This window comes from Streptomyces sp. NPDC104309, from assembly GCF_055584025.1.
This window is the reverse complement of sequence record NZ_JBVJMV010000119.1, coordinates 1-4282: the sequence shown is the minus strand read 5'-3', so window position 1 is coordinate 4282 and position 4282 is coordinate 1. Positions and strand designations below refer to the sequence as shown.

The window sequence follows — 4282 nt, the reverse complement described above, 5'->3', positions numbered from 1 at the left end:
ACGACGGGTTATCCGGGCTGGACTCCACAGACACCGGCACGGAAAACTGAGGCACAGGGCCTCCCGACGCCCGAATGGACTTCAACACCCATGAGTTGTGCGGGAGGCCCTGCTTTCATTCCCCAGCCACAAGCCGATCACCCGACCGGGAAACCACGTTCGACCCACAACCGAACCCCTCGGTACGACAACAGCTTCTCAGCTTGCTCTTTATGGTCTGAGTCGATTTCGTTCGGTGATGCTCTCGGGTCGTTTCACGGTCTTGCCCACGTCGTAGCGGGTGGCGGGCCGCTGGTTCTTCGAGCCAAGTGGTCTTCCTGGTCCGGGTGTTGAGGGTTTCGGTGCACGGGCCGGGCAGGTGAGATGTGGGCGGAGGTTTCTGAACCCCCGGCGGACTCGGGCCGGGGTGAGCCGGCCGGGCTCGGCGGGCTTCTCCCACGGTCGCCGCAAGTCGGCGGCGGCCCCGCGCAGAAGGCGAATCTGGGTGTGCGCGGCGATGATCAGCCAGGTCCAGCGCTCGCCGGCCTCGGGGGTGCGAAGCTTCGGCCGCGTCCACCCGAGGGTCTGTTTCATCAGCCTGAAGAGGTGCTCGATGTCGAACCTTCTCAGGAACGCTTGCCAGCGCACGTCGACGTCCTCGCTGTTCAGGCCGGTGGCGGAGGACCAGAGCCAGAGCGGGAGAGGGGCGCCTCCACCGGGCAGGCGATCGACCTGGAGGCGGATCAGCGTGCCTTCGATGATGGGGAGTTCGCCGGTGTGGTCGATCCATGCGGAGCGGGTGGTCAGGCGGGGGTGAATGCGGTCCCAGGTCATCGCGTGGGCGGTGCCGTACCGGTCGGTGACCTGTGTCGTGGCCGCGTCCGGCTCGCCCCAGGTGTCCGGCTTGGCAAAGCGGAACTCCTTGCCATGCTTCGGCGGCCGCCCGCCCTGGGGATAGGCCAGGGCGTACTCCGTGAGCGTGGGTGTCGGCCGTCGCATGACGCGGTCGGAGCGCATCCGTCCCAGCACCTCGACCGGGAGGCCGTCGAGGAGGTGGGCCATGCGCGGGGCGTCGTAGCCGGCGTCGAAGACGATGAGGATGTCGCGGTCGCCGGCGTGCCAGCGGCCCATCTCGATCAGGTCCTCGACCACGCGGCGGAGCTGGGCGGCGGTGACCTCTGCGACGTCGTCCTCGGGGCCGAGGCGGACGGCGTCCAGGAGCTGACACCAGGACGTCCGGCCCGATTCGAGGGCGGCGACGAAGGAGTACGGCCAGCCGGGGACGAACTGGTCCGAGGAGCGTCCGCTGCGGCCGTAGACGTGGCAGAACAGGCGGTCCGCGCTGGTCGGCGCGTCGGGGCGGAGCCAGTTGCTGACGTCGACCGCCAGGACCAGGCGCCCGTCGGCGGCCCGCGGCATCGGCAGACCGGCCAGCACCTGCCGCAGCCGGGGCACGTCCACACTCCCGTGGTTCAACGCCTCGTACATCGCGCCGTGCCCGCGCCGGTGCCCGGCCACCAGCGTCAGGTCCACTGGCGAGGTCACCGGCCCGTCCGCGCACAGCAACGCGTCGACGAGGTCGAACAGTTCGTCCCCGCGCGCGGTCAGACAGTCGAATAAGTCCTCCCGGAAGCGTGATGCTTGCGCGAACGCTTCCCCGGGACCGGCGTCAGGCAGCAGACTCACCCTCACGGCCTTCGTCTCGATCGGTGCACCTTGGTCGGAGCACATGATCAGACGAAGGCCGCCCCCGCGTCCCGGTGAACACCCAGGTGAGTGGCCTAGTTCGAGGCCCAATTCGACCTCAGACCATGAGGAACAAGCTCAGAAGCGGGACTGGCTCACCGGAACGAGGACGGAGCGACAACGGACACCTCAACAACTGCACGGGCTCTCGGAACACCCCGAGCATGCCCACCGATCACGTCGGCGCACCGGGAAACTCCAAGATCCCCGACAGAATCAAGCTCAGACGGTGGTCTCCTGCTGTTCCAGCCATTGTGAAATCACTCGGTTTGTTTCTTCGGGCATTTCTTCCTGGATCCAGTGACCGCAGTCCAGGCCGACCACTTCCACATTGGGCACGAACTCTGTCAGGTTTTCGGACCTCGGGATCGCCCAGTCCCGGTCGCCGTAGATCATGAGGGCGGGCTGTCGGATGATCGGGTCCACGTCCGCCAGCAAGCGCCAGTTGCGGTCGAGGTTCCTGTACCAGTTGGTGCTGCCCGTGAATCCCGATGATTCGAACGCGGAGACGTAGACGGCCAGTTCGCTGTCGCTCATGACGGGCTCACCGAGTGGTGTTTCCGCTCTGGCGAGATTGATCATTGCCATGCCCGGCTCAGGGGGCGCGGGGGGCACGTTCTTCCGGTAAAGGTTGCGGAGGAACTGGGATGCGTTCTCATCGAACACGGCGTCCGCAACGCCCGGCTGTCGATTGAAGTGGACGAAGTAGAAGTCGCCGCCGAGGAATTCTTCCATGACCTCGATCCACGGCTTTTCTCCGCGCACCTGGTAAGGCAAGCTCAGGTTGATCACCTTGTTCACACGGTTGGGGTGCAACAGGGTCAGTCCCCAGACGACGAACGCACCCCAGTCATGGCCGACGAATGTGGCGTCTTCGTATCCGTAGTGGTCGAGGAGCGCGACGAGGTCACCCGACAGGTGCTCGATGTCGTAGTCCGTCACTTCGGTCGGGCGGGATGAGTTGCCGTAACCCCGCTGGTTCGGTGCGATGACGTGGTAGCCGGCTGCGGCGAGGGTGGGCATCAGGTGACGCCAGGAGAAGGCGTGCTCCGGCCAGCCGTGGCAGAGCACGATGGGCTTTCCCTCGTTTTCTCGACCTGCTTCGAAGACTTCGAGTTCCACACCGTTGACCGGAATAATGGCGGGCTTGGGAAAATCGGTTGGATTGAGCATCACGTTTCCTCATTGTCTTTTCTGGGTGATTAGTATTAGGCAAAGGTTCCCGAAGATAGTTCGGGCTGTCGTATCGCGAACTCTTCTCACGGAGGGGACCCCGTTCGGAATGAAGCCTGACGCGGAGATCACCGATATGCGACGGGATGGTTACACTTCGTAATCTCAGCTATTGAAGCTCTCTATAAGCCTCCGCGGGCCTTGATGTCCTTGATCTGCGCGTTGGCCGAGCGGTTGATCATGATGGCCGCCCGGGCCTCGCCATCGCCGCCACCATCCGCTCCAGGCGGGCCAGCCGGGTCTTCTCGGTGCGGGCGGTGACCAGGCGGAGGTATAGGGCGAACTGGTCGGACTTGCTGACCGTCTCGTAGAACGCCCGCGCGGCCGGGTTCGCGTCGAGCGCCTCGACGAGATCCGGCGGTGCGGTGGCATTCTTCTGCGAGGCGTATGCCGTCTCCCAGCGGCCGTCCGCCCGCGCCGCCTCGATCTCGGCGAGGCCGCGGGGGTGCATCCGGCCTGCCTCGATCAGGGCCTCGGCCTTGTCGACGTTCACCTGCGACCAGGCGGAGCGGGGGCTGCGGGGTGTCGTGCGCTGCAGGAAGTACGTGTCGTCAAAGCCGCGCCGCAGACCGTCGATCCAGCCGAAGCAGAGCACCGTGTCGACCATCTCTTCCCAGGTGAGCGACGGGATGCCGGTGTGCTTCTTGGCGATCTTCACCCAGAGCGCGGTCCGTTCCCCGTAATGCGTGTCGAGCCAGGCCTCAAGCTCGGCCGGGCTCGCGGGGACAAGGATCTCGACGCCGTCCTCGTATTTCTGCATAAACCGCAGACTAGAGGCCCTATAGGACAGATGCTGACCTACTCGAGCGCACCGCCCAGGTGACCTGCTCAAGCGGCCTACTCAGGCGACCTGACCGGCTCACTACTTGGCGAGCTTCGTCCTGCTGCCACAGGCCACCCGTCGAGTCGATGAACTGCTTGAGCTGACGGCCGACGTCGAGGTCGCGTACTCGGATGTGCCCGATCTCCCCGCTGTGGCCGCCTGGAGGAACCCGACGAACCGGGCGGCGCGGTCAGCAGGTTGACGCAGGTTGACGCAGGTTACGGTACAGGTGCACGGGCCGTAGTAGGGCAGGTCAGCGACCACCTCGGCCAGCGGTTCACCCTCAGCACGCAGCAGTTCACGATCTCGGTAGCAAGTGCTGGGAACGCATCCGCCAGTCGTGGGTACAGCCCATCTGTCGCCACGGCACCGTACATGTCGCAGGCCATGAGAAGCACCAGAGATTAAAGAACTTCCCAATAGGGATGTCAAGCCGCCAGCGTGACTGATGGTGCGGGCTGGTAGCACGCTCCGTCGCGGAGCATGGCCCAGAGAACGTTG

3 protein-coding genes are annotated in these 4282 nt (G+C 65.1%); all 3 read right to left on the bottom strand.

The window, feature by feature from the left end; translation table 11 throughout:
* Positions 1 to 210: 210 nt before the first annotated feature.
* Complete coding sequence (locus tag ACZ68L_RS46635) at positions 211 to 1665, bottom strand: NF041680 family putative transposase (RefSeq protein ID WP_469590965.1); 1455 nt, start codon at positions 1663 to 1665, stop codon at positions 211 to 213.
* Between the two features lie 282 nt (positions 1666 to 1947).
* Entirely contained in the window at positions 1948 to 2898 is a 951-nt protein-coding gene (locus ACZ68L_RS46630; RefSeq protein WP_469590963.1) for an alpha/beta fold hydrolase, read from the bottom strand.
* 238 nt (positions 2899 to 3136) lie between these two features.
* Positions 3137 to 3718, bottom strand: coding sequence for a YdeI/OmpD-associated family protein (locus ACZ68L_RS46625; RefSeq protein ID WP_469590962.1), 582 nt, complete (start codon positions 3716 to 3718; stop codon positions 3137 to 3139).
* Positions 3719 to 4282: the final 564 nt, after the last annotated feature.